Annotated in this window: 22 protein-coding genes; 16 read left to right on the top strand and 6 right to left on the bottom strand. The window is 42.5% G+C overall.

Annotated elements, in window-relative coordinates; genetic code table 11:
• Nucleotides 1-27: 27 nt before the first annotated feature.
• From mraZ to ftsZ, 13 genes are all read left to right on the top strand, one after another.
• On the top strand, nt 28-495 hold the full coding sequence (mraZ, locus tag RM553_RS06025) for a division/cell wall cluster transcriptional repressor MraZ (RefSeq protein WP_311534181.1): 468 nt from the start codon (nt 28-30) through the stop codon (nt 493-495).
• Nucleotides 482-1378, top strand: coding sequence for a 16S rRNA (cytosine(1402)-N(4))-methyltransferase RsmH (gene rsmH, locus RM553_RS06030; RefSeq protein ID WP_311534054.1), 897 nt, complete (start codon nt 482-484; stop codon nt 1376-1378). The genes mraZ and rsmH overlap by 14 nt, the downstream gene beginning before the upstream one ends.
• A gap of 47 nt (nt 1379-1425) precedes the next feature.
• Nucleotides 1426-1743, top strand: a complete 318-nt coding sequence (locus RM553_RS06035; RefSeq protein ID WP_311534055.1) for an FtsL-like putative cell division protein — start codon at nt 1426-1428, stop codon at nt 1741-1743.
• 6 nt (nt 1744-1749) lie between these two features.
• Complete coding sequence (locus RM553_RS06040; RefSeq protein ID WP_311534056.1) at nt 1750-3747, top strand: penicillin-binding protein; 1998 nt, start codon at nt 1750-1752, stop codon at nt 3745-3747.
• The gene (locus RM553_RS06045; RefSeq protein WP_311534057.1) at nt 3744-5210 is read left to right on the top strand and encodes a UDP-N-acetylmuramoyl-L-alanyl-D-glutamate--2,6-diaminopimelate ligase; all 1467 of its coding nucleotides are present in this window, start codon (nt 3744-3746) and stop codon (nt 5208-5210) included. Before RM553_RS06040 ends, RM553_RS06045 begins: the two co-directional genes overlap by 4 nt.
• A gap of 35 nt (nt 5211-5245) precedes the next feature.
• Nucleotides 5246-6478, top strand: a complete 1233-nt coding sequence (gene mraY, locus RM553_RS06050; RefSeq protein ID WP_311534058.1) for a phospho-N-acetylmuramoyl-pentapeptide-transferase — start codon at nt 5246-5248, stop codon at nt 6476-6478.
• Nucleotides 6479-6568: 90 nt separating this feature from the next.
• A complete protein-coding gene (murD, locus tag RM553_RS06055) occupies nt 6569-7924 on the top strand; it encodes a UDP-N-acetylmuramoyl-L-alanine--D-glutamate ligase (RefSeq protein WP_311534059.1) in 1356 nt (451 codons plus the stop codon).
• 62 nt (nt 7925-7986) lie between these two features.
• Nucleotides 7987-9189: an FtsW/RodA/SpoVE family cell cycle protein gene (locus tag RM553_RS06060; RefSeq protein WP_311534060.1), complete on the top strand. Its 1203-nt coding sequence runs from the start codon at nt 7987-7989 to the stop codon at nt 9187-9189.
• Entirely contained in the window at nt 9190-10284 is a 1095-nt protein-coding gene (murG, locus tag RM553_RS06065) for an undecaprenyldiphospho-muramoylpentapeptide beta-N-acetylglucosaminyltransferase (protein ID WP_311534061.1), read from the top strand. It begins immediately after the preceding gene.
• A gap of 101 nt (nt 10285-10385) precedes the next feature.
• Nucleotides 10386-11732, top strand: coding sequence for a UDP-N-acetylmuramate--L-alanine ligase (gene murC, locus RM553_RS06070; RefSeq protein WP_311534062.1), 1347 nt, complete (start codon nt 10386-10388; stop codon nt 11730-11732).
• Entirely contained in the window at nt 11729-12445 is a 717-nt protein-coding gene (locus RM553_RS06075; protein WP_311534063.1) for a cell division protein FtsQ/DivIB, read from the top strand. The genes murC and RM553_RS06075 overlap by 4 nt, the downstream gene beginning before the upstream one ends.
• A gap of 3 nt (nt 12446-12448) precedes the next feature.
• Complete coding sequence (gene ftsA, locus RM553_RS06080; RefSeq protein ID WP_311534064.1) at nt 12449-13804, top strand: cell division protein FtsA; 1356 nt, start codon at nt 12449-12451, stop codon at nt 13802-13804.
• A gap of 28 nt (nt 13805-13832) precedes the next feature.
• On the top strand, nt 13833-15830 hold the full coding sequence (ftsZ, locus tag RM553_RS06085) for a cell division protein FtsZ (RefSeq protein WP_311534065.1): 1998 nt from the start codon (nt 13833-13835) through the stop codon (nt 15828-15830).
• A gap of 85 nt (nt 15831-15915) precedes the next feature.
• Here ftsZ and RM553_RS06090 read toward each other — a convergent pair whose 3' ends face one another.
• The 5 genes from RM553_RS06090 to RM553_RS06110 all read right to left on the bottom strand — a co-directional run bounded on the left by RM553_RS06090 (nt 15916) and on the right by RM553_RS06110 (nt 20790).
• Entirely contained in the window at nt 15916-16107 is a 192-nt protein-coding gene (locus RM553_RS06090; RefSeq protein ID WP_311534066.1) for a hypothetical protein, read from the bottom strand.
• A gap of 79 nt (nt 16108-16186) precedes the next feature.
• A complete protein-coding gene (locus RM553_RS06095) occupies nt 16187-16744 on the bottom strand; it encodes a hypothetical protein (RefSeq protein ID WP_311534067.1) in 558 nt (185 codons plus the stop codon).
• A 6-nt stretch (nt 16745-16750) separates the two neighbouring features.
• A complete protein-coding gene (locus RM553_RS06100; RefSeq protein ID WP_311534068.1) occupies nt 16751-18277 on the bottom strand; it encodes a helicase HerA-like domain-containing protein in 1527 nt (508 codons plus the stop codon).
• An 11-nt stretch (nt 18278-18288) separates the two neighbouring features.
• Nucleotides 18289-19338, bottom strand: coding sequence for a S66 peptidase family protein (locus tag RM553_RS06105; protein ID WP_311534069.1), 1050 nt, complete (start codon nt 19336-19338; stop codon nt 18289-18291).
• Nucleotides 19339-19398: 60 nt separating this feature from the next.
• A complete protein-coding gene (locus tag RM553_RS06110) occupies nt 19399-20790 on the bottom strand; it encodes a D-alanyl-D-alanine carboxypeptidase/D-alanyl-D-alanine-endopeptidase (RefSeq protein WP_311534070.1) in 1392 nt (463 codons plus the stop codon).
• Nucleotides 20791-20932: 142 nt separating this feature from the next.
• Here RM553_RS06110 and RM553_RS06115 point away from each other — a divergent pair, with 142 nt between their 5' ends.
• A complete protein-coding gene (locus tag RM553_RS06115) occupies nt 20933-21565 on the top strand; it encodes a 7-carboxy-7-deazaguanine synthase QueE (protein ID WP_311534071.1) in 633 nt (210 codons plus the stop codon).
• Nucleotides 21566-21611: 46 nt separating this feature from the next.
• On the opposite strand, the gene RM553_RS06120 is transcribed toward RM553_RS06115, so the two are convergent.
• Complete coding sequence (locus tag RM553_RS06120; RefSeq protein ID WP_311534072.1) at nt 21612-22175, bottom strand: DUF2911 domain-containing protein; 564 nt, start codon at nt 22173-22175, stop codon at nt 21612-21614.
• A gap of 264 nt (nt 22176-22439) precedes the next feature.
• Here RM553_RS06120 and asnB point away from each other — a divergent pair, with 264 nt between their 5' ends.
• Both asnB and gyrB read left to right on the top strand, forming a co-directional pair.
• Entirely contained in the window at nt 22440-24059 is a 1620-nt protein-coding gene (asnB, locus tag RM553_RS06125; protein ID WP_311534073.1) for an asparagine synthase B, read from the top strand.
• 184 nt (nt 24060-24243) lie between these two features.
• The gene (gyrB, locus tag RM553_RS06130; protein ID WP_311534075.1) at nt 24244-26184 is read left to right on the top strand and encodes a DNA topoisomerase (ATP-hydrolyzing) subunit B; all 1941 of its coding nucleotides are present in this window, start codon (nt 24244-24246) and stop codon (nt 26182-26184) included.
• Nucleotides 26185-26188 lie beyond the last annotated feature (4 nt).

The following is a 26188-nucleotide window of genomic DNA, read 5'->3' on the forward strand; positions in this document are numbered from 1 at the left end:
AATATATTTGAATCTACAAACTTAGGAGTGGTAAATCTTATTGGAACATACGAGTGCAAGGTAGACGCGAAGGGCCGCTTAATGGTTCCTTCCGCATTAAAAAAGCAACTTGCTCCTCTGATTCAAAAAGGTTTTGTGTTGAAGCGTGCCGTTTTCCAGCCCTGTCTGGAATTGTATCCTATGGAACAGTGGGACGAAATGATGCAGAAAATCAATAAGCTCAACCGCTTCAAGAAGAAGAATAATGATTTTATCCGAAGGTTTACCGCGGGCGTAAAAACTGTTGAGGTTGATGCCAACGGGAGGTTGTTAATTCCAAAAGACCTGGTGGGATTCGCGGGGATTGAGAAAGAAATTGTGCTCTCTTCCGCGATCAACATCATAGAAATTTGGGATAAGGAAAAGTATGAAAACGCCATTGAAGCCGCTTCAGATGATTTTGCAGATCTGGCTGAAGAGGTAATGGGAAATGATGATTTTGATGGAATATCATAAACCGGTATTGCTTGAGGAAACCGTTCGCGGGCTTAATATTAAGCCGGACGGGATTTATGTGGATGTAACTTTTGGAGGTGGCGGGCATTCCCGGGAAATATTGAAAAACCTGGGTCCTGAGGGGAAACTCTACGCTTTCGATCAGGATAAGGATGCTTTGGATAATAAGATTGAGGATCGTCGTTTTACCCTCATCAACGAAAATTTCAGGTTTCTGAAACGTTTTTTGCGTTTCTACGGAATAAAAAAAGTTGATGGGATTTTAGGGGATTTTGGGGTTTCCTCTCATCAGTTCAATAAAGCGGAACGGGGTTTTTCCACCCGGTTTGATGCGAAGCTTGATATGAGGATGAACCAGGACAACAAGGTGAGTGCTTATGAAGTAATTAATGATTATGAGGAAGGGCAGCTTAAATCTCTTTTTTATGAGTATGCCGATTTGAAAAACGCGCCAAAGCTTGCCAGGATAATCGTGGAAGAACGGGCCCAAAGGCCAATTGTGAGCAGTGAGCAATTGAATGAATTATTGAAACCTGCTCTTTTTAAAGGCAAGGAAAATAAAATCCTGGCGCAGATCTATCAGGCTATCCGGATAGAGGTGAACCAGGAAATAGAATCTTTAAAGGAATTTCTTCTGCAAACAGAAGATATGCTGGAGCCGGGCGGGAGGCTGAGCTTAATTTCGTACCACTCCCTGGAAGATCGCCTGGTAAAAAGATATATAAGGAGTGGGCTTTTTGAAGGCGAACCGGAAAAGGATTTCTACGGAAATATTTCAGTGCCTTTTAAGAAAGTAAACGGATTGATTGTTCCTTCAAAAGAGGAAATATCAAAAAATAACCGCGCCAGGAGCGCGAAACTTCGGGTTGCCGAAAAACTCTAATCAATAGCCTCCTCCCCAAGAGGCTGTTGGTTAAAAATGTTATAAGAATGAAGAAGGGAATTTATAACATATTAAAAGCGAATTTTCTAATTAACAGTGATGCGGTTAACAACTGGCGCTTCATTGTTTTTTGTACGCTTCTCGCTATTATCATGATTGCCAGTTCCCATAGTGCAGAGCGTAAAGTCCACCAGATCGCGAGGCTCAATAACGAAGTTAGGGAATTAAGGAGTGAATTTGTAGACCGCAGATCGGCCCTTATGCGTATTAAAATGGAATCCACTATAATTAATCAGCTAAGCGGTACAGGAATAGCGCCTTCCGAAACGCCGCCTTTCAAGATTAAAGTAAATATAAAGGAGTAAGCTTAAATGGCAACTACTGAAAAAAACATATTAAACCGACTCTATTTTGTGGCAGGCTGCATGTTCCTGTTCGCTTTGGGTGTTGGCTTTAAATTGATGGATATTCAGTTTGTGGATGGCGAATACTATAAGGAACTGGCAGAAGAACGCACTTACCGCAATTTCAAAATTCCCGCTAACCGTGGTAACCTTTATGATGCCAATGGCAGTTTGCTGGCTACTTCGGTTCCCAAGTATGACATCCGGTTTGATGCGGTTACTGTTTCTGATAAAAATTTTGAAAAAAATATTGGCCCTCTTTCCGAAGAATTGGGTAAATATTTTGGAAGGCCTTCCACCTATTATTCGCAAAAACTTCGTGCGGCCAGGGCAAATCATCAACGATATCTTTTAATAGCTAAAAACCTGGGTTATTCAGATTATCTGAAATTTAAGAGCTTTCCCATGTTCGAACTTGGCGCCTATAAAGGTGGCCTTATTGTAGAGCAAAGAACGGTAAGGGAACATCCGCTTGGTAAAATGGGGGAACGTACCGTTGGGTATGAGCGTAAGGATGAAGAAGGCTATTATACCAGGGTGGGGCTTGAAGGCGCGTTTGGGAATTACCTTAGGGGAATAGATGGCAGGCGTTTAAAACAAAAAATTTCTAAAGGGCAGTGGAAGCCTATCAGCGATAATAACGAAGTGGAGCCTAAAGACGGTTACGATGTAATTTCCACCATAGATGTTAATATTCAGGATATCGCGCACCATGCTTTGTTGAAGCAGCTGGAATATTTTGAAGCCGATCATGGTACCGTGGTGGTGATGGAAACCGCTACCGGAGAAATCAAAGCGATGGCCAACCTTGGCCGTACTTCAGAAGGAACTTATTTTGAAAAAAGGAATTACGCGGTGTATGAATCCCACGAACCTGGCTCTACCTTTAAATTGATGGCCATGGTGGCCGCCCTGGAAGATAAAGTGATTGATACCTCCCAGGTTGTGGATACCGAAAACGGGGTGGTAAGGTTTTATGGCCGTGCAGTAAGGGATTCACATCATGGCGGCTACGGAAAAATTTCAGCGGCGAGGGCTTTCGAACTTTCTTCAAACACCGCTTTCACAAAACTTATTACTGAAGGTTATAAAAATGACCCTTCCAGGTTTGTGGACAGGCTTTATGATATGGGGCTGAACAAAAAAATCGGGCTCGATATTAACGGGGAAGGCCAGCCCAGGATTCCGCATCCCAATGATAAAAACTGGAGTGGATTGAGCCTGCCCTGGATGGCTTTTGGCTACGGGGTATCCCTTACACCTCTGCAAATTTTAACATTCTACAATGCTATTGCCAATAACGGGGTAATGGTTAAGCCTCATTTTATAAAGGAAGTAAAAGAATGGGATAAGACCATTGTTAAAATGGATACCGAAATCATGAACCCTGAAGTATGTTCGCCGGCAACAGCCAAAAAAGTAAGGAAGATGATGGAGAATGTGGTGCTGAGAGGCACAGCGGCCAATATTTATACGCCTAATTTTTCGATGGCCGGGAAAACAGGAACCTGCCAGACCGAATACTGGATTGAGCCCGGCAGGTACATCGCTTCTTTTTCAGGATATTTTCCTGCAGATAATCCTAAATATTCCTGCATCGTGGTTATTCATAAGCCAAAACGCAGCAAGGGTTATTACGGGAATATCGTTGCGGCCCCGGTTTTTAAAAGTATAGCACAAAAAATTTATACCGATACGCCTATTATGGACGAGTTGCCTGGCCTGGATATAAAAAATGAAAATGTGGAAAAAGATTTTCAAAAGTATTACAGCAAAGTGCAAAATGAGAAAATCCTGATGCCAGACGTAACAGGCATGCCTGCCATGGACGCGATTTCGCTTTTGGAAAACCTGGGATTTAAGGTGGCTCTTAATGGTAAAGGCAAAGTGCGTTCCCAATCTGTTGCGGCAGGAAGAGAAATAAAAAAAGATCAGGAACTAAAAGTAAAACTGAATTTAAGTTGATAGTGTTAAGGGACATCTTATATCGCGTGGGGATGGAAGCCGTGGTTGGAAACACCGGCGTTACCATTAATAAGCTGCATTTTGATTCCAGAAAAGTGGAATTGAATGACGCGTTTGTTGCTATTAGAGGTACTCTTTCTGATGGCCACGACTATATAAAAATGGCCGTAAACAAAGGTGCTCTTGTGGTGGTTTGCGAAGAATTGCCAAAAGATATAGTTAACGGCGTCACTTATGTTCAGGTGGAGGATTCAAAAATGGCGCTCGCTTACATGGCGGCCAACTATTATGGAAATCCTTCAGAAAAATTAAAGCTGGTGGGGGTAACCGGTACAAATGGTAAAACCACTATTGCCACGCTGCTTTATGATCTTTTTACCAAAGCCGGCTTTAAGGTTGGGCTTCTTTCCACCGTAAAGGTAATGGTTGCAGAAAAGGAATTTTCAGCAATAAGAACTACGCCAGATTCTATTACCATAAACTCCTACTTAAAGCAAATGAATGATGAGGGCGTGGAATTCTGCTTTATGGAAGTAAGTTCCCATGGCATCGCCCAGCACAGGACAACTGCCTTGGAATTCGCCGGCGGGATTTTCACCAACCTGTCTCACGATCACCTGGATTATCATAAAGATTTCGCGGAATACCGGGATGTAAAAAAGCGTTTTTTTGATGAATTGCCCGCTTCGTCTTTTGCCCTTACCAATGCCGACGATAAGAACGGGCTGGTGATGCTTCAGAATACCAAGGCGAAAAAATATACTTACGCACTAAAATCTTATGCCGATTACCAGGCGCAGATCCTGGAAAACCAGTTTACCGGATTGCTGCTGAAGGTGAATGACCAGGAAGTATGGTCTAAGCTAATTGGCAATTTTAATGCCTACAATGTTTTGGCAATTTATGCGGCTTCAGAACTGCTTGGCCTCGAAACTCTGGAAAGCCTGAAGATTATAAGTGAGCTGAATTCCGTAAACGGCAGGTTTCAATACGTGGTATCGCCAAACGACAAAATCACGGCAATTGTGGATTACGCCCACACGCCCGATGCTCTTAAAAATGTGCTGGAAACCATCAACGCGATCAGGACAAAAAATGAAGAGTTAATTACGGTGGTAGGCTGTGGCGGAGACAGGGACAAGACCAAAAGGCCAAAAATGGGGCATATTGCTTCAGCTCTAAGCACAAAAGTGATCTTTACAAGTGATAACCCTCGCACTGAAGATCCTGAAAAAATTATAGAAGACGTGGAGGCAGGAGTAGCGCCTCAGAATTTCAAAAAAACCATGTCTATTGCCAACAGGAAACAGGCAATTAAAACAGCCTGCCAGCTGGCCGGTAAAAACGATATTATCCTCATAGCCGGCAAAGGTCATGAAACCTATCAGGAGGTAAACGGCGAACGTTCAGATTTTGATGACTTCAAGATCGTGAACGAATTTTTAAAACAACAGAATAGATAAAAAGGATTTTTCAGCGGAAAATCGAAAAGTAACGCATGTTATACTATTTATTTCAATATTTAGAATCTGAATACCAGGTCCCCGGGGCTCAGCTGTTTCAGTATCTTTCATTCCGCTCGGCAATGGCTATTATCCTGTCCCTGGCTATTTCTACCATTTACGGGAAAAAGATCATTAATTACCTGCTTACCAAACAGGTTGGAGAAAGTGTCCGTGAACTTGGGTTAAAAGGACAAAGCGAAAAAGCCGGCACACCAACTATGGGAGGGGTTATAATTATAATTGCCACCCTTATCCCGGTTTTGCTGTTTGCCAGGCTGGAAAATATTTATGTGATCATGCTTATGATTACCACCGTTTGGATGGGCGCCATAGGTTTTATAGACGACTATATCAAAATCTTTAAAAAGGATAAAGAAGGCCTTAAGGGCATTTTTAAAGTGATTGGGCAGGTTGGGCTGGGACTTATCATTGGTGCTACCATGTACTTTCACCCCGGCATTACGGTAAAGGAAGAGGCTAATAACGCGGTTCCGGGCAGGGAACTGAGTGAAGTTGGGGATATTCGTGAAATGGGGCCGGAAGAAAAAAGCACTACCACCACCATTCCTTTTGTAAAAAACAATGAGTTTGATTATGCCAGCCTTATCACATGGATCAATCAGGATTATGAAAAATATGCCTGGATTATATTTATTCCGATTGTGATTTTTATTGTGACAGCGGTTTCTAACGGCGCCAATTTAACCGATGGGATAGATGGACTGGCGGCGGGCTCTTCAGCAATAATTGTGCTTACGCTGGGTATTTTTGCCTGGGTTTCGGGTAACATTATTTTTTCAGATTATCTCAACATCATGTATATCCCAAAATCGGGGGAAATGACGATTTATATCACCGCTTTTGCAGGAGCGCTGGTGGGATTTCTCTGGTACAATACCTATCCCGCGCAGGTTTTTATGGGCGATACGGGAAGCTTGACCATTGGGGGGATAATTGCCGTTTTGGCCGTGGCCACGAGAAAAGAATTGCTTATCCCCATTCTCTGCGGAATTTTCCTCATGGAGAACCTTTCGGTAGTGATGCAGGTTTCCTGGTTTAAATTTACCAAACGGAAGTATGGAGAGGGCAGGAGAATTTTCCTGATGTCGCCTTTGCATCATCATTATCAGAAAAAAGGACATCATGAAAGTAAGATTGTAGTCCGTTTTTGGATTGTAGGCATTTTCCTCGCCATTGTAACGGTGGTAACGCTGAAGTTGAGATAGTAGATAAAAGACCTCCTGCAAGGTTTTTAAAACCTTGTAGGTATAAATAGATATATAATAAGTCAGGCAGAACAAAACAGGAAAATGTAAATGCAGGAAAAGGCTTTGAAGCAAAAGAAAATTGCAATCCTGGGAGGAGGAGAAAGTGGTGTGGGTACAGCGATTTTAGCCGAAAAGGAAGGTTTTAAAATTTTTCTTTCCGATAAAGGAAAGATTAAAGATAAATACAAGGAAGTTCTTGAAAATCTTGAGATTGAATGGGAAGAATTACAGCATTCTGAAGAAAAAATTTTTGATGCAGATGTGGTGATGAAAAGCCCCGGTATTCCGGAAAATGTTCCTTTGGTTTTAAAACTGAAGGAGAAAAATATTCCGGTAATTTCTGAAATTGAATTCGCTTCAGAATTCACTTCCGCAGAAATTATTGGGATTACGGGAAGCAACGGGAAGACCACCACCACCAAATTTGCCCATCATATCCTGAAAAGCGGAAACATTTCCGCAGGAATGGCGGGCAATGTGGGAGATAGTTTTGCCAAACAGGTAGCTGAAAATGATTATGACTGGTACGTACTGGAATTAAGTAGTTTTCAACTGGATGGTATTGTGAATTTCAGGCCTGAGATAGCGGTTTTAACCAATATCACTCCAGACCATCTGGACAGGTATGATAATAAGCTGGAAAATTATATCGCTGCCAAATTCAGGATTACCATGAATCAGACAGAAGATGATTATTTTATCTATGATGCCGATGATGAAAATATTAGAACCTGGCTGAAGAAAAATCCCGTAAAAGCTCAAAAACTGCCGTTTTCATTAGAAAGAAAATTTGACAACGGCGCATATCTGGAAAACAACCAAATAATTATAAAAATAAATAATACCGAGTTTAATATGCCAACAACAGATCTTAGCCTTCAGGGCAAGCACAACACTAAAAACGCGATGGCGGCCGCTACGGTTGCACAACTTCTTCGAATAAGAAAGCAGACTATTCGGGAAAGTATGGAAAATTTTCAGGGAGTAGAGCACCGTCTTGAAAAGGTTCTTAAGATCAATAATGTGCTTTATATTAACGATTCCAAGGCGACCAATATTAACGCCACTTTCTACGCTTTGGAAAGTATGGAAAGCGCCACGGTTTGGATTGTTGGTGGGGTAGATAAAGGTAATGTTTATAGTGATTTGCTGCCTTTGGTGAATGAAAAGGTAAAAGCTATTATCTGCCTGGGTGTTGATAATGCTAAAATTATAGATGCTTTTGGGAATTGTGTAGATGTGATGGTGGAAACACAGTCTATGGATGAAGCAGTAAAGATTGCTTACAAGATAGCTGAAAAAAATGAAACTGTTTTGCTTTCCCCGGCTTGTGCAAGTTTTGATCTATTTGAAAATTATGAGGACAGGGGAAGGCAGTTTAAAGAAGCAGTGCGGAATTTATAAGCCAGGCAAAAAGACCTAACAGGTTTTCAAAACCTGTGAGGTCTGGAACAAGAATTAAAAAAATGAGCAGTATATTTTCAAATCTTAAAGGAGACAAGGTTATCTGGGCGACCGCAGGGCTGTTGGCAATTTTTTCTTTCCTGCCGGTTTACAGCGCCAGTAGTAACCTTGCCTATCTGCATGGGGACGGAGGCACCTTCCACTACCTGGTGGTGCATTTCTTCCATTTGCTCCTGGGATTTTGCCTGCTCTTTGCAGTACACAGGGTGCCGTATAACTATTTTCGGGGATTGTCAATTTTACTGTTGCCGGTAATAATCGTTTTGCTGCTTTACACTGTGGCGCAGGGAACCATTATTGGTGGTGCTTACGCCAGCCGATGGGTGCAAATCCCCGTGCTGGGCGTAACTTTCCAGACGTCTACGCTGGCGGCGGTGGTGTTAATGGTTTATGTTGCCAGATATTTATCTAAAATCACCGATAAAACCGTGAACTTTAAAGAAACAATTTTGCCTTTATGGTTGCCGGTATTCCTGATTTTAGCTTTAATTTTGCCGGCCAACTTTTCAACGGCTGCGATCATTTTTGCAATGACGCTGGTGCTGATGTTTATAGGAGGTTACCCTGTAAAATACCTGGCCGCAATTGTGGCCGCGGGCTTTTTAATGTTGACGATGTTTATCCTTACCGCGAAGGCTTTTCCGGGAGTTCTGCCCAGCCGGGTAGACACCTGGGCCAGCAGGATAGATAGCTTTATGAGCGATGAAGATACCGAAGCAGATTACCAGATAGAGAAGGCAAAAATCGCCATTGCCCGTGGAGGCATTGCCGGTACCGGCATAGGCAAATCTGTGCAAAGGAACTTCCTGCCGCAATCTTCATCAGATTTTATCTATGCGATAATTGTGGAAGAAATGGGGCTAATTGGCGCTTTTGGGGTAATGTTTGCCTATTTGCTGTTGCTTTTCAGGATTGTGATTGTGGCGACTAAGGCCAACACGGTTTTTGGAAAACTGGTGGTGATGGGCGTGGGAATTCCCATTGTATTCCAGGCACTGGTGAATATGGCAGTGGCGGTGGAATTGTTCCCGGTTACGGGCCAAACCCTGCCGCTTATAAGTAGTGGGGGAACATCTATCTGGATGACCTGCATGGCCCTTGGAATAATTTTAAGCGTTAGTGCTAAGAGAGAAGAAATTAAAGAAGCGGAAGCTCAGGAAGATGATGAGGAAAACCCGTTGGATATATTAAGTGAAGCGATTTAAGTGAAGGAGCATTTAAAAATCATATTGTCTGGAGGAGGAACCGGGGGTCATATTTACCCGGCAATTGCTATTGCTGATGAAATACGCAGGCGGTATCCCAAAGCTGAAATCCTCTTTGTTGGGGCCAGGGACCGTATGGAAATGGAAAAAGTGCCGCAGGCGGGATATGATATTGAAGGTTTATGGATTAGTGGAATTCAGCGGAAGATATCGCTTAAAAATTTGATGTTTCCGTTCAAGCTGATGAGCAGCCTTAGTAAAAGCCGCAAGATTATCAGAAGTTTTCAGCCGGATGTGGTGATTGGTACCGGTGGATTTGCCAGTGGCCCATTGTTAAGAGTGGCGGTGTCACAGAAAATCCCAACGCTTATCCAGGAACAGAATTCCTTTCCCGGCATCACCAACAGGATTCTTGCAAAACAGGCTGATAAAATTTGCGCGGCTTATGAAGAAGTCTTCCGGTTTTTTCCGAAGGAGAAGACGGTAATTACAGGAAATCCTGTACGGCTCGATTTGCTGAAGGTGAATGAAAAGCGGGAAGAAGCGCAGCGGTTTTTCCATCTTGATAAAAAGAAAAAAACCGTCCTTGTTTTAGGCGGAAGTTTAGGCGCGAGAAGAATAAATCAGCTTATTGAAACCTGGGTGCCGAAATTTGAAAAAGAGGGCATTCAGTTGATCTGGCAAACAGGGAGGCTGTATTACGATGAATATAAAAAATATAACAGTGACCTGGTGCAGACTTATGAATTCTTAAACAGGATGGATTGGGCCTATGCCGCGGCAGATATTATTATAAGCAGGGCCGGGGCAGGCAGCGTCTCCGAATTATGTGTGGTGGGCAAGCCGGTGCTTTTTATCCCGTCACCAAATGTTGCTGAAGACCATCAGGCGAAAAACGCCATGTCCCTTAGTAAAAACAAGGCGGCAATTACCCTTACTGAAGAGCAGCTGGAGCAGGATTTTGAAGAAGAATTTTTCGGGTTGGTTAATTCCGAAGCAAAACAGAGGGAGCTGAGTGAAAACATAAAAAAAATGGCCCTGCCCGATGCCACGGCAAAAATTGTGGATGAGGTGGAAAAGCTGGCTGGTAAATAATACTGAAACTAAAACAAAAGCACCTGCAAGGTTTTCAAAACCTTGTAGGTCTAAAGTAAAAATGATGCTAAATAAGAATAGAGGATAAGAAATAACAAAATTTGAGCGATTTAAATAACATACAAAATTTCTATTTTATCGGCATTGGCGGGATAGGCATGAGCGCCCTGGCGAGGTATTTTAATGCTAAGGGCAAAAATGTTTCCGGTTACGATAAAACCTCCACTTCACTTACCCGAAAGCTCGAGGAAGAAGGCATTGTTGTTGTTTACAAAGATGAAATAAGGCAAATTCCGCGGCACATCTTAGAAGATAAAAATGCACTTGTTGTTTATACCCCGGCCATTCCGGGCGGGCACCAGCAGTATGATTATTTGCTTAAGGAGCGGTATAACATAAGAAAACGTTCGGTGGTGCTGGGGCTGGTAACCAGGAATAAATTTACCCTGGCTGTTGCCGGCACCCATGGCAAAACCACCACCACGGCAATTTTAGCCCATATTTTAAAGGAAACGGGTGCGAAGGTCACTGCTTTTTTAGGCGGTATAAGTGAAGATATCCAAAGCAATCTAATCATGCAGGGAGACGAGGTAATTGTGGCCGAAGCTGATGAATTTGACCGCTCGTTTTTACAATTATCGCCCAATATCGCTGCCATAACCTCTATGGATGCAGACCATCTTGATATTTACGGGGAAAAGGAACAGCTTCAGGAATCCTTCAGGAAATTTGCTTCGCTGGTTCCCGAAAGCGGAAAGCTGTTTGTGCGCAATGGCCTGCCGTTGGAAGGATTAACCGTGGGGATAGACGATAATGCTGATTTTTCCGCAGTCAATATAAAAATAGAAAACGGGGCTTATCATTTCGATTTTAAGACTCCGCAGGAAACCATTAAGAATTTACAGTTTTTTCTACCCGGCAAACACAATTTGCTAAATGCTATGACAGCCCTGGCAATGGCTGTTGAATATGGTTCCCCCACGAACCACCTGGCCAGGGCTTTATATAGTTTTAAGGGGGTGAAACGCAGGTTTTCCTATAAAATCAATACTGAAGATTTGGTGCTTATAGACGATTATGCGCACCATCCCGCCGAAATTGCTGCGGTGTACCAGGCGGTAAGGGAAATGCACCCGACCAAAAAGGTGCTGGGGGTTTTTCAGCCGCACCTCTTTAGCCGTACGAGAGATTTTGCTGATGAATTTGCCGAAAGCCTGGACAAATTTGATGCGATCCTGCTGCTGGATATTTACCCGGCCAGGGAACTCCCTGTAGAGGGGATTACTTCAGCATGGCTTTTGGAAAAAATCGGCAATCCTAAAAAAGAGCTGGTTCAGAAGGAGAATCTTTCAGAAAAAATAAAGTCTGTTAAGGCTGAAGTAGTGGTGATGATGGGCGCCGGCGATATTGGAGAAGAAGTTGAAAAGGTGAAAAAAGCATTGGAATGAGAGCGAGTTTAGGATACATAAAGGCTATTTTGCTTATCGCCCTGGTGGCGTTTCTTTTCGGTTTTGCTGAAAAACGGCAAAAGTCCCGTAAAATCAGTGAAGTAGCGGTAAAATTTACTGATACTGAAAATCTGTATGTCACTGAAGAAGCGGTTAATAAATTGTTGATACAAAATAAAGTGCCTTCCTCGGGTATAGGCAAAGAAACTTTAGATTTGAATAGGGTTGAGGGGCTTTTGAATAAACATGAAATGATTGAAAACGCTGAAGTTTACGTGACGCTGGACGGGAAACTCGAGGCAAATGTGAGTCAGCGAAAACCCATTGGAAGAGTAGTGGGTAATTCTTCATTTTATCTGGACAGGAACGGGGAGCTTATGCCGCTTTCCCAATATTATTCCGCACGTGTGCCGTTGTTGATGGGATTTGACGGCGGGAATGTAAAAGAAGTATATCCGCTTCTGGAATACATAAGGAAAGACGAATTTTTAACCCAGCATATTACAGGAATTACACGGGTAAAACCGGGAAGGTTTAACCTGCAAATGAGGAAAATGGATTTTACCGTGTACATGGGTGACGCTGAAAATATTGAACTGAAGTTCAACAATTTTAAGGCTTTTTATAAAAAAGCGCTTAAGGATGATAAGTTAGGAGCCTACAGGAAAGTGAACTTGCAATTTGGAAACCAGGTTGTTTGCACTAAAAAGTAATTTATGGAACATAAGGAGATAGCAGTAGGATTAGATATAGGAACCACCAAGATTGTGGCGATGATTGGGCGTAAGAACGAGTACGGCAAGGTGGAAATTGTTGGTATCGGGAAGTCCAAAAGTCTTGGGGTTCATCGTGGGGTGGTGAATAACATTACCCAAACTATCCAGTCTATTCAACAGGCTATACAGGAAGCTGAAGCAGATTCAGGTTTAAAGATAGAAGATGTGGTTGTCGGAATTGCCGGTCAGCATATAAGAAGCTTGCAACATAGCGATTATATTACCAGGCCTAACCCTGAAGAAGTAATTGATAATGATGATATCCATACCCTTTGCAACCAGGTGCACAAACTGGTAATGCTTCCGGGGGAAGAAATCATACATGTGCTTCCGCAGGAATTTAAAGTGGATGGCCAGGCTGAAATTAAAGAGCCTATTGGCATGTATGGCGGCAGGCTGGAAGCCAATTTTCACGTGGTGGTGGGCCAGGTGTCTTCCATCAGGAATATTGGCAGATGTGTAAAAAGTGCCGGCCTTGAGTTATCGGCCATTACGCTGGAACCTTTGGCTTCGGCAAATGCGGTTTTAAGCCAGGAAGAGAAAGAGGCCGGGGTGGCTTTAATCGATATAGGTGGCGGTACCACAGATCTGGCAATTTTCAAGGATGGCATCATCAGGCATACCGCGGTGATTCCTTTCGGCGGAAATGTGATTACCGAAGACATCAAGGAAGGTTGTTCTATTATCGAAAAACAGGCCGAATTGCTGAAGATTAAATTTGGCTCTGCATGGCCCGGTGAAAATAAGGATAACGAGATTGTTTCCATTCCCGGTTTACGCGGAAGAGAGCCGAAGGAAATCACCCTTAAAAACCTTTCAAAAATCATCCATGCCAGGGTGGTGGAAATTATTGAGCAGGTGTACCTGGAAATAAAAAATTACGGCCACGAAGAACAAAAGAAAAAACTTATTGCCGGAATGGTGCTAACAGGTGGCGGCGCCCAGCTGAAGCACCTTAAGCAACTGGCAGAATATATTACCGGAATGGATACCCGTATTGGCTATCCTAATGAGCATCTTGCCGGAAATAACAATTCTGAAACCACCAGCCCAGTTTACGCTACCGCGGTGGGGCTCGTAATGAACAGCCTGGAACAAAGCAAAAGTCGATTTCAGGAAGAGGTGGTGCTTAAAAAAGAAGATGATGCGCACGAGCCGGGAGAGGAACTTTCTGACGAGCCTGAAGATCAGGCGGCTTCAGAAGAAAGTGTGCAATCCCAGGAAAAACCGCCCAGGAAAAGCATTTTTGACAAATGGGCAGAGAAGTTTAAAGATTTTTTAGATAACGCAGAGTAATAGAGATACAACCAGTAAAATTGAATTTATGAGCAGTACAGAGTTTGGAGACATTTCATTCGATTTACCAAAAAATCAATCAAACGTCATAAAAGTTATTGGCGTAGGAGGTGGTGGCAGCAATGCCATTAACCACATGTTTCAGTTAGGAATAAAGGGAGTAGACTTCGTGGTTTGTAATACCGATGCGCAGGCATTGGAAAATAGCGCGGTGCCCAATAAAATCCAGCTGGGGGTTAGCCTTACCGAAGGGCTTGGTGCAGGTGCAAACCCCAGTATTGGGGAGCAGGCTGCAGTAGAGAGTTTTGACGAGATCAAGCAAATGCTGGATGTTAATACCAAAATGGTGTTTATCACTGCCGGAATGGGAGGTGGTACCGGTACGGGTGCAGCCCCGGTAATCGCAAAGCAGGCGAAAGATATGGACATCCTTACCGTGGGAATCGTTACCATTCCTTTTCAGTTTGAAGGAAAAATGCGTAACGAACAGGCCCAGCTGGGGGTAGAAAAACTGCGTTCTCATGTAGATTCATTAATCGTTATCAACAATAATAAGCTTAGGGAAGTTTACGGTAACCTTGGATTTAAAGCCGGGTTCTCCAAAGCTGATGAAGTTCTGGCGACAGCCTCCAGGGGTATTGCCGAGGTCATTACCCATCACTACACCCAAAATATCGACTTGCGCGATGCCAAGACGGTGCTGAGCAATAGTGGTACTGCCATAATGGGTTCTGCGAGTGCTTCAGGGGCAGATCGTGCCAATGATGCTATTCGTAAGGCGCTGGATTCCCCGCTGCTTAATGACAATAAAATTACCGGGGCTCAAAACGTGTTACTGCTTATCGTTTCAGGTTCCGAAGAAATCACCATAGACGAAATTGGGGAAATTAATGACCACATCCAGGCAGAAGCGGGCCACAGCGCCAATATTATTATGGGGGTTGGGGAAGACGAAGCCCTTGATGATGCCATTTCAGTCACCATTATCGCCACCGGTTTTAACGTAGAGCAGCAGGATGAGATCGTTAATACCGAAACCAAAAAAATTATCCACACCCTTGAGGACGAACAAAAAGCGGAACATGAATTAACTCCAAAGAAAACCGGTTATTATTCTCCTGCTTTGGAAGACAAGGCAGAAGCTCCCCAGGAACAAAAGGAAGAGCCCAAAGAACAAAAAATTGTTCATACGCTCGATGATGAGGTGGAAGAGGTAGACGAAGTTGGGAATATAGCCCCAAAGCGGGAGGAGAAAAAGGAGAATCCTTTATATACCCCTCCATTTGCAAAAAAAATGGATGTGGTCTATGAGGAAATAGATCCGGAAGATTTTATAATTAATGATACTTCTGAAGAAGTTCAGGAAATGGAGATGCATACGCCGGAAGAGCAACCTTCAGAAAATGAAGACCAGATCATGTTTACTTTCGATTTCCCTATAAACGAAGAAAAAAAGGAGCCCAGCAGGCAGGCCGCTCCACAGGAAAGAAGAACAGAAGCAAAAAGGGAGGAAGAAGCGCATGGCGCCAGGGAGACCAGGAATATTGAGGTGAATGAACCTGTAGAGATCGTACCGGTAACCGAGAATTCAGCTAAAGGGGTGAAGCGTTACAGCCTGGACGATTACATGGAGTTTGAGCAGAAACTTGAAAGTTCTAAGCCAGCGAAGAAAGAAGAGCCTAAGGACGAAACCATAGCTTTCGAAAAGAAAACGGTAGCTCCTGAACCTGAAAAACAAGCGCCTGCAGATGATGAGGATCCTTTTAACAATCCTATTTCGGAAATGCTTATCGAGCGTGCCGCAGAACGCCGTGCTAAAATGAAGGAGTTCAATTATAAATTCCGCAGTAATGCCGCCCAGATTGATGAGATAGAAAAACAGCCGGCCTACAAACGGCAGGGAGTAGATCTGGACCATAGCAAACCGGGAGAAGGTAAACTTTCCAGGACAAGTATTGGAAAGGATGATAACGACGATCTGCAGTTTAGGAGAAACAATTCCTTTTTACATGATAATGTAGATTAATAACACCTGTTGAATTCAAAAGAAAAGGTTCCGAATAAAAAAACATCCGGAACCTTTTTTTTATACCTGAAAACCAGCTTAATCTTTATGTATTTGCTTTTTGGCTATCGCTTGCACGTTTAATAAGGGAAATTCCCGCAAAGAAAAATATAAATCCAAGAATAGTCAAAGCCCAGGGGCTGAACATAAGGGCGATGCTGCCAAAAATTCCCAGCATGCCAAATACCAAAGCAATTGCGCCTCCAATAGTCATAATTAATCCTATAATCTTAATCATAATATTAAAATATTGGTTATAAGGTAAAGTTAGGTAAAGATCTTTAACAACCTTTAGGCTTAACAGTTTTTGGCAAATATTAATTCCAGTAAATCATAAAATATTTGATCCTTGCTTCATCCGGAATCTGTGAAGCTCTTATTTTAGTTTCGGTATCATATCTAAGGCTGGAAGGCAATTCTTTCTTATCTATGGTCACATAGGCATTGATCTCGTCAAGAAAAACCACGGCAGAAGTCATCGTATTTTCTATCCTGGAAATGTTGTAATTAGTAACAATGTCTTTAAAAGTGCTGCCTGTGTTAAGGCCTTCTTTGGTCTCGAACCTGGGGTCCATAATCCTTATATAGCCAATGGTGCTGGTAGAATCGAATTCCTGCAAAGGTTCTAGATACAGGAGCGGCTGGCCTCCTTTTTCGTAAACCCTTATTTCGTCTGTAGACCGCAATTGCTCGGCACCGCTGGTTTGGGTAATAATGGAATCTTCTTTAAAAATCGAATCCAGCTGGTTAAGCTTTGTTTCCCTCTTCAATTTCCCCACCTGTTTGGGAGTGATTAAATAGGGATTATCTTCATCGCTGGTACATGAATAAAACATTACCCCGGATAGTAGTAGTAATAGCAGGTTTTTTTTCATTATTGCTTATTTCAGTAGTTTGTTTAGTACGCCCATTACTCCGCGAATAAAAGTGGCGCTGGTTAAAACTTTAATTATGGCTCCTTCGGTTTTTGAAGTGGAAGACCTTCTTCTTGTAGTGGCCTTCTTAACTTTCTTGCGCTCCGTTTTTGCCTTTTCTAGGGCCTCTTCTTTGGCTGCCTGTTCTATTTTTTCAGTCAGGATTTCGTGCGCGCTTTCCCTGTCGATCTCCTCGTTGTATTTGGCTGCAAGGTGGGAATTGTCAATAATCTCTTTTAATTCTGAAGAGGTTAAGATATCCATCCTGCTCATAGGCGCCCGCAACATAGTAGCCGCGAGAGGCGTAGGCCTTCCTTTTTCGTTCAGTGCCGTGACCAGAGCTTCCCCAATTCCTAACGCCGTTATTTCATTTTTTGTATCATAAAATTCTGAAATGGGATAATTTTCTGCCGTAAGTTTGATGGCTTTCCTGTCTTTTGCCGTAAAAGCCCTTAGCGCATGCTGAATTTTCAAGCCCAATTGCCCCAGTACTTCCAGGGGTACATCGGTGGGATTTTGGGTTACAAAATAAATTCCCACGCCCTTGGAGCGTATGAGTTTTACAATGCTCTCAATCTGGTCCTGCAGGGCTTCAGAAGCCTCATCGAAAATAAGGTGGGCTTCATCGATAAACATTACCAGCTCCGGCTTGTCCCTGTCTCCTTTCTCGGGAAAGGTATTGTAGATTTCGGCCAGCAGGCTAAGCATAAATGTAGAAAACAAAGCCGGTTTGTCCTGGATATCGGTGAGCCTGATGATGTTTACGTAAGCTTTTCCGCTTTCGTCCTTCCGGGTAAGGTCTTTCACTTCAAAGGAGCGTTCGCCAAAGAAGCGTTCGGCTCCCTGCTGTTCCAGGCTTACGATTTTTCGCAAAATAGCGCCTGTGGAGGCTGAAGAGATGCGGCCATATTCCTTTTCGATTTCTTCCCGGCCTTCGGCTGTGGCATATTGCAGTACCTTTCTTAAATCTTTGAGATCGAGCAATGGGAGTTGATGGTCATCACAATATTTAAATATAATGGCTAAAATGCCAGCCTGAGTGGGAGAAACATCCAGGATCCTGGAAAGCAGCACCGGCCCAAATTCGCTTATTGTGGCCCGAAGCCGTACGCCGTTTTGTTCAGAAATGCTCAATAATTCAACAGGTGCGGCATTTGGTTTATATGGGAATCCAATTTTTTCATGGCGCTCATATAAAAATTCTTCACCATCGGAAGCTTTTGCGATCCCGCTAAGATCACCCTTAACGTCCATCATTAACACCGGCACTCCTTTTTCTGAAAGGTTTTCAGCGAGGATCTGTAAAGTTTTGGTTTTTCCTGTTCCTGTAGCGCCGGCAATAAGGCCGTGGCGGTTCATTGTTTTTAATGGGATTTTTACCGCGGCATCGGGAAAAGTTTTTCCCTGGTGCATAGCCGCGCCTAAAAAGATGTAACCCCCTTTGGGTTTATAGCCCTCAGCGATATGCGTAATAAAATCCTTTTCACTTTTCATGGAAGTATAGTTTAAACCACAGCAGGCTGTAGCAATTGGATAGTACCTTTTTCAGCATTAATTTCAGCCTCAATTCCGTTGGGAATAGTTACATTATCATCAATATGGCCAATCATGGCACCCGTAAAAGCAGGAATATTCAGAGGTTTAATATAAGAATCCAGCACTTCTTCCAGGGTAAGGGAACCGTAGCCGCTGCCACCGGGATCACAATCGGTACATTTGCCAAAAATAAATCCGCTAATTTGCTTAAGGACACCTGCCAATCGCAATTGAGACATCATCCTATCTACGGCATAAATTTTCTCGCCCACATCTTCAATATAAAGGATTTTACCTTTCCAGTCCTGCGGAAAATATTCTGTTCCTACTATTCCGGTTAATACGGAAAGATTGCCGCCCAGCAGCCGGCCTTTTGCTGTTCCCGGGGTTATGGTACGAATGCGGTTTTTTGTTTGGGCCAGTTCATCCCCTTTATCTGAAGGATTCTTCAAAAGAGGGGCTTCTTTATTAAAAAGCAGTGCTTTTAGATGTCCCGCGCTATAGGGGTTCCATGTAGAAACGGCCACAGGCCCGTGGAAAGTCACCAGCCCGGTTTGTTTAAAGATAGCCAGGTGCAAAGCGGTAATATCACTGTAGCCAATAAATATTTTAGGATTTTTTCTTATCAGATTGTAATCCAGTTTATCCAGAATTCGTGCAGAGCCCGAGCCGCCTCTAAGCGCGATAATGGCATTTATGGAATCATCGGCAAACATAGAATTAAGTTCTGCAGCACGTTCTTCGTCTGTCCCGGCAAGATGGCCGTACCTGCTTTTGGCAAATTTGCCAAATTTCACCTTTAGGCCCATGGCTCCAAAAGATTCCCGCGCGATCTCGTAAGGTTCAGACTCAAAAATGGCGCTGGCAGGGCTAATAATTCCTATGGTATCCCCTTCTTTAAGCGCCTGCGGACGGATGATTTCTTCGGAAGTGTGAAAATTAAAATTGCTGCTGAAAGAACTGAGCGGAATGGCCATTCCAGCCGTTCCGATGTTCCTGATGAAATTTCTTCTTTTCATTTTGCAAGGTTCATGTAACCCGAAAATAGGCAATTTAGAGCCTTTTTGAAGAATTTATTTTCAATAATTGTCCCTTATAAACCTCAGGATATGCTCCATTTCCTGCTTAAGTTGTGAAGTGGGAACAGTATAATTACTGTTCATAAAGCTGAAGATTAGAATTTTGCCGCTATTGGTTTTAAGGTAACCGCTAAGGCTGTGGTTATTTCTTAAAGTGCCAGTTTTGGCAAAAATATAAGGCTCCTCCGCTTTATAATAATTCTCCAGCGTACCCGATTTTCCGCCAGTGGCCATCATGCTGAACAGTTTTTCCTGTGGCACTTCAGCCAGGATTTTTTCGAGCAGTTTTACCATAGTCCGTGGCGTGAAGAGATTATAGCGGGAAAGTCCGGAGCCGTCATGCCACATAGGTTCGTCCGGTAAGTCCTGCAAATAATTTTCCTTCATATAATCTATGGCTATTTTGGATTTTAACGTATCTGCAATTTCATTGGAGGCCATTAGTAAAATTTGTTCAGCTATAAAATTATCGCTTACTTCCAGCATTCGCTTGTAAATACTATCTGTGGGAATGCTGTAAAGTTTCTTATTTAGCTGAAATTGCTCTGGTCTCTCCTTTAATATTTGAACTTTTTGCTGAAGCGTATCGGTTAAGACCGCTGCAAGTAATTCCGAAGAAAATTTGAGAGGAATATCCTGCTCGTCTTCTTCAATGCGTGGAAAATTTTGAAAGTAAAAAGTATTGTTCTCTATAGCCCGGCTGATATTATCATTTTTTTCAGCAAAACTTTTTTGAATAGAAAGGGAATCTTTAAAAATTTCAGGAAAAACCTGCGGGATGGTATCCCCTTTTTTGAATTTAAAGTTTACCAGGTTTCCGTAAAGCGGAAAATCTGTTCTTTCCGCGGAATAATACGCGTCATAATCGTCCCAGGCCCATCCTGGGCCCAGGTGCTTTTCAGTATAAACCGGCGGCAAGTAAAAAAGTTCTTTACCCGAATTCTTCAAAAATGAAAGCACATTGGAATCTGGTAATTCCGGATTAAGAAAGGAAGGGTCGCCGGTGCCTGTAAAGATCAGGCTATCGGCTTTAATGGTATATCGCAATGCCGGAACCGAATCTCCCAGGATCTTCAGTCCTGTATAAAAGGTGAATAGTTTGGTGTTGGATGCGGGGGTAAAGTATTTTTCTTCATTATGAGCGTAGAGAAAATCACCTTTTAAGGGGTTATAAATGGCAAGCCCAGCAAAACCTTTTTTAAAAACAGGGGAAGTTTCTAAAGTGGTATTGATGCGCTGCTGGGTTTTTCTTGTAGCTGAACAGGAGGCGAGAAAAATAGGGTTAAAAGCAGGAAATAGAAAATCGGGTGGCGGGGTAGGGTTATTTTCAAAGTGATAGTTTTTAAGGTATGAATAGGTGTGACTTTGATCAGGGTAAATGTAAAAATTCATGAGATAATAGAGGAGGTGGTGGGAAAATTTTGACTATCTTTTTGGGGGTGCTATTTTATAATTTTACTGGAAAATTAGCTGGTGGTTTAATCTAAGGCAAAACAGGAAATTAAAACTAAGAGATTCTGTATCTTTGCACGCTATGATTACAAAAGAGACACAGGAATTGGTTGATGAGGGGATTATGCTTCCGCTAATGGAGGATTTTTATACGATCCAGGGGGAAGGATTCCATAAAGGAACGGCTGCTTATTTTATAAGAATAGGAGGTTGCGATGTAGGTTGTCACTGGTGTGATGTAAAGGAAAGCTGGAATGCTGCAATTCATCCGCCCACCCATATTGGTGAAATTGTGGAAAAAGCAAGTTCTTTAAGTAAAACAGTGGTTATTACCGGTGGTGAGCCCCTTACCTGGGATATGACTAAGATCACCGATGCTTTAAAAGCAAAAGGCTGCAAAGTTCATATCGAAACTTCAGGAGCATATAAATTAACCGGAACATGGGACTGGATTTGTCTGTCCCCAAAAAAGATAAAACTCCCTACAGAAGAAATTTATAAAGTGGCCAATGAATTAAAGGTCATTGTCTTCAATAAACATGATTTTAAATTTGCCGAAGAACAGGCTGTAAGGGTCAACGAAGATTGTATTCTTTATCTACAGCCGGAATGGAGCAACCGGGAAAAAATGATGCCGCAGATTGTAGATTATGTCATGCAGAATCCTAAATGGAAAGTGTCCCTGCAAACCCATAAATATCTTAATATTCCATAAAAAAAGCGCCTTAGTGGCGCTTTTCTATTTTCTGAAATGGATGAGGTTACATGCTCTCTTTAAAAGGAACTTTTATATACCTGTCATCCCATCCAATTAAAAGGTTTGCACCGTCTTCTACCTGCTCAAAAGCCATAGATAAAGCTTCAATGTTGTTAGGTGCTTTTCTTACTGGAACGTTTATTCTTACAAAATCCTCTTCGCTGGCATATTCATATGCTCCCCAGGTATGTGTTTTCTTGTTTAAGATTACAGTCCACTCTTTTTCCTCTGGAATAGTGTACAAGGTGTAAGTACCTTTAGGAACAGTTTCCCCGGCAACTTTCATGTCTTCATAAAGAGTAAGTTCAGTGGCTTCATTTGCGCCTGTTCTCCAAACTTCCCCGTAAGGCACCAGTTTTCCAAAAACTTCCCTTTCCCTTTTCTGTGGCCTGCTGTATATTATTCTTGCCATAGGTTCATTCTCCTGGTTTCTGTATAAGGCAAGGTCCATGGGGCTTGCATCCAGTTTGGAGAAATTAGGAGTTTCAGAATTGTCGTTTTGTGCCTGTAAATTACTTATTCCTGTACAAAGCATTATTCCCAATGCTACTACAAATATTTTTTTCATTGCGATTTAATTTTTGACTACGAATTTATTATTTTTTATAAAGATACACAGGTATAGCGGCTTTATTGTTAAAAAAGTACTTAGGTGCTGTTAAAATTCTTAGGGTTTACATCTGTCAACAAATTTCAGGAGAAGTCTCTATTCTATTTTATACAAGATGTAAATATTCTTTTTTTTCTTTTCATTTGAAATCAATATGCTTAGTTATATTTATTTAATGTAATCTTCTGCCCATATTTGAATCAAATTAATAAAGCAAATGTCATGTGTGGAATTTTAGCAGTAATCGGCGACCGATTAAGTAAAGAGAAAGTAAGCAGCCTGTCTAAGAGAATGTCTCACCGTGGGCCAGATGAGAGTGATGTGCATGTAACTGAAGAAGGTTATGTGCTTAGTCACGAAAGACTTTCTATTGTAGATTTAGAAACAGGTAAACAACCAATCCAGGGAACTTCAGAAGCCTGGATGATTCATAATGGGGAAATATATAATCATCAGTCATTAAGGGATAATGAACTGAAACATCATAAATTCAGGACTACGGGAGATTCAGAAGTTATTGTTCATTTATATGAAGAATATGGATATGATTTTCTTGATAAGTTAGATGGGGTGTTTTCGTTTGTAGTTGTAAGCGGGAAAGACTTTATTGTGGCCCGTGACCCAATTGGGGTAAAACCTCTTTATTATGGAACAGATGAAGACGGTGCCATTTGGTTTGCAAGTGAAATGAAAGCACTTGCCGACCAATGTACAAGCTTTGCCGCTTTTCCTCCTGGTCACTATTACACTCCCGAAACCGGTTTTGTGGAATATTATACTCCGGACTGGTACGATTATAAGAAAGGAGATAAAGCACTGGATTTGTCAAAAATAAGGGAAAGTCTTATTGCGGCAACTAAAAAGCGCTTAATGGCCGATGTGCCGCTTGGAGTATTGTTAAGCGGAGGTTTGGATTCTTCTTTAACATCTTCTATTGCAGCAAGGTTATTGGAAGGTACGGGGCAAAAACTGCATTCCTTTTCAATCGGGCTGGATGAGAATGCCCCCGATTTAGTGGCGGCAAAAAAAGTTGCTGAATTTTTGGGTACAGAACATTCAGAATTATATTTTACTGTTGAAGAAGGTATAGAAATACTTAAAAAGCTGGTATGGCATCTTGAAACTTACGATGTTACTTCTATCCGGGCGAGTACTCCCATGTATTTCCTTTCAAAAGGAATTACTGAAAAAGGGGTGAAGGTAGTGCTTTCCGGGGAAGGGGCCGATGAGATCTTTGGAGGCTACCTTTATTTTAAAAATGCGCCTTCTGCTGAAGAATTTCAGAAGGAAACCATTAGAAGGGTACAAAGGCTTGCCACGGCAGATTGTTTAAGGGCAGATAAATCCACCATGGCCCATGGTCTTGAGGCGCGTGTGCCATTTTTAGATAAAGGATTTCTTAAAGTCGCCATGGAAACAGAGCCTTCAGCAAAAATGCCAAAAACCTACGATGGAGTGGAAAAATACATACTTCGTAAGGCATTCGATACTCCCGAGCGTCCATTTTTACCAGATGAGGTGCTTTGGAGGCAAAAAGAGCAGTTTAGCGACGGTGTAGGTTACAGCTGGATAGATGAGCTTATCGCCCATGCTTCAGCGCAAATTAGCGATACGCAAATGGCAACAGCAGAGCAAAAATATCCATTCAATACCCCTACAACTAAAGAAGCCTATTTTTACAGGGAAATTTTCCACAGTCACTTTCCGCAGGAAAGCGCTGCAAAAACAGTGAAAAAGTGGGTTCCAAAATGGCAGGCAGATTTAGATCCGAGTGGAAGGGCAAACACTTCCCACGTGGCTTCAACAGCTAAAAAACAATTAGAAGAATTGGCCAAAGTTTAGGCAAAAGTTTCGTGTGGTTTGTTCAACCCGTAGTGGCTGGTTTTTAATCCTGTTCACTACGGGTTTTTTCCACATAAATTGTTAATAACTTCAGGGCTTTAAGCTTCGCGCTATCAGTCTAAAAAGGCGGGTTTTGTTATATTTGTTCGTTACCAAAATTACACGAATTTAATTTACAAAATAAATGAGCGAAGAAGCCAAGAAAAAACTCTACTCGGCAGACAGTATACAGGCCTTAGAGGGGATGGAGCACGTACGTATGCGTCCTTCAATGTATATTGGGGATACCGGCGTAAGAGGTCTCCATCATTTGGTTTACGAGGTAGTAGACAACTCTATTGACGAAGCCCTGGCTGGTCATTGTGATACCATTAAAGTTACAATTAACGAAGATAACTCCGTAACAACTGAAGATAACGGAAGGGGTATCCCTATTGATCTTCATAAAAAAGAAGGCGTTTCTGCTCTTGAGGTTGTAATGACCAAAATTGGTGCCGGTGGTAAGTTTGATAAAGATTCTTATAAAGTTTCCGGTGGGCTTCACGGTGTTGGGGTTAGTTGTGTGAATGCACTTTCTTCTGCACTTAAAGCTACTGTATACCGCGATGGGCAAATTTGGGAGCAGGAATATGAATTAGGAAAGCCGCTTTATCCTGTAAAACCGGTTGGGGAAACAGAGCTAAGCGGTACTATTGTAACCTTTAAGCCAGACCCAAGTATTTTCCAGCAAACTACCGAGTACAGCTATGATACGCTGTCCAGCAGGATGCGGGAACTTGCATTTTTGAATAAAGGCCTTACCATAAGCCTTACCGATAGGAGGGTTACTGATGATAAAGGAGAATTTCTTTCGGAAACCTTCTTTTCTGAAGATGGATTGAAGGAGTTTGTAAGGTTTTTAGACGGTAACCGTGAGCCTATAATTGCTGATGTGATTTCCATGGAAGGGGAGAAAAATGACATCCCCGTAGAAGTAGCCATGGTTTACAATACTTCTTTTAATGAAAATCTGCACTCTTACGTTAATAATATCAATACACATGAAGGTGGAACGCACCTTTCCGGCTTCCGTAGAGGGCTTACAACAACCCTGAAGAAATATGCTGATGCTTCGGGAATGCTGGACAAGCTGAAATTTGAAATTACCGGGGATGATTTTCGCGAGGGCCTTACCGCCATTATTTCCGTAAAGGTAGGAGAGCCGCAGTTTGAAGGGCAGACCAAAACCAAGCTTGGGAACAGGGAAGTGACTTCTGCCGTATCACAGGCGGTGTCTGAAATGCTGGAGAATTACCTTGAAGAAAACCCCAATGATGCCAAAACCATCATCCAGAAGGTTATTCTTGCCGCCCAGGCCAGGAACGCCGCCAAGAAGGCCCGCGATATGGTCCAGCGTAAAACCGCGATGAGTATCGGTGGTTTGCCCGGGAAATTATCCGACTGTTCCGAGCAGGACCCTTCAAGTTGTGAAGTGTTTCTTGTTGAGGGGGACTCGGCAGGTGGAACCGCCAAACAGGGAAGGGACCGTAAATTTCAGGCTATTTTGCCGTTGAGGGGTAAAATCCTGAATGTTGAAAAGGCCATGACTCACCGTGTTTTTGACAACGAGGAAATTAAAAATATCTACACTGCCCTGGGAGTTACTATAGGTACTGAAGATGATAGTAAGGCCTTGAATTTATCTAAGTTGCGTTATCATAAAATCGTGATTATGTGTGATGCGGATGTGGATGGTAGCCACATCGAAACACTTATCCTTACTTTCTTCTTTAGGTATATGAAGGAACTTATTGAGGGCGGCCATATTTATATTGCTACTCCACCATTATATTTGGTGAAAAAAGGTAGCAAAAAACAATATGCATGGTCTGAAGAAGCACGGGATGAAATTGCCCAAAGCTACAGCGGTGGTGTGCAAATACAGCGCTATAAAGGTCTTGGGGAGATGAATGCAGAGCAGCTTTGGGATACCACCATGGATCCGGGACGTCGTAAACTTAGACAGGTTACTATTGAAAACAGTAGTGAAGCCGACAGAATTTTCTCCATGCTAATGGGAGATGAAGTTCCTCCACGAAGAGAGTTTATAGAGAAAAATGCCAAATATGCCAATATTGACGCATAGCTTT

The sequence above is a fragment of the Autumnicola tepida genome (assembly GCF_031846485.1).
Taxonomy (GTDB): Bacteria; Bacteroidota; Bacteroidia; order Flavobacteriales; family Flavobacteriaceae; genus Autumnicola; species Autumnicola tepida.